Origin of the sequence: Helicobacter sp. 12S02634-8, from assembly GCF_002272865.1 — a bacterium.
Lineage (GTDB): Bacteria > Campylobacterota > Campylobacteria > Campylobacterales > Helicobacteraceae > Helicobacter_J.
Window position 1 is genome coordinate 1 of record NZ_MLAP01000047.1, and the last position, 1,002, is coordinate 1,002.

Below are 1,002 nucleotides of genomic sequence, written 5' to 3' on the forward strand. Positions count from 1 at the left end.
CTCCGACTATAGGATAGATACTAACCATTGAGTAATGGACATCTTTGACTTTAGAGCTTTCAGTCAAGCTTGCATCCGAGATTCCTATTTGTCTGATAGTCCCACTGATTGTTAGAGTCGAATAATCAATCCCAAATCCCCCATCAAGTCCAAAAGTATTTTTCTTCCCTTCATAAAAATCCCAAAGATAAGTAGCTTCTGCTCCTAAGATGAGCCCTGAGTAAGATTCATTATAAGAATATGATACCCACATTGTATAGCCCATATAGCCTGCGCTAGAAGTTGTTTTGTATTCTGGGTGGGAGGGGGAACTGACCTTAGGGCTATTATAAAACCCTCCTCTTAACATCACTTTGAGTCCTTGTCTTTGCTTCTTACCAAAATAATGCTGATAGCCAAAGAGCAGACTGAAGGCACTAGAGATTGCTTTATCATTGAGATTAAAGGCTAGATCGCCTTTTTTCCAATCAGGAAGCTCATAGTTTTTAAATAGCCACCCCCCTTGCGTTTCTACCATACCCAAACCAATCTCTCCTCCAAAGAGAAATCCTGACTTGCTAGGTTTAGCAATGGACTTTTCTTTAGACTTTGCTTGTTCTTGTGGTGTTGTCTTATCTGTTTGTGTAGAGGGAGTATTTTGTGTTTGTGTTTGTGTGTCTTGGCTTGGAGGATTAGTGATTACTTTGGTATTTACCTCTTTTGCCCCATCAGCCCATAAAGGACTTCCTATCATCGCCCCCAACCCAAAAGCTATCAATACGAATCGTTTCATTGTTCTCCTTAAATATGTGAGTCAATACCTCCCCTCTCCCCTCAAAGAAGAAAGAAAAGAAAGGGAAAGCTCTGATGGATCACCCCCAAGGGATTAAGACCCTACCTTGCTAAATCTCTGCCTTCTTTGTCTTTGAAACTACCTGTAAGGATTGTTATGAGATCAATCAGAAGCCAAACAATATTAATCAATAGACCATAAATAGTGATGGTTAAAAGAAGTTGCACCAC

General features: G+C 40.1%; 1 protein-coding gene. It reads right to left on the reverse strand.

The genetic code is table 11. The features are described from left to right. Nucleotides 1-772 (reverse strand): outer membrane beta-barrel protein (locus tag BKH46_RS09285; protein WP_143428962.1); only part of this gene is annotated, 772 nt, incomplete at its 3' end. Between the last annotated feature and the right edge of the window lie 230 nt (nt 773-1,002).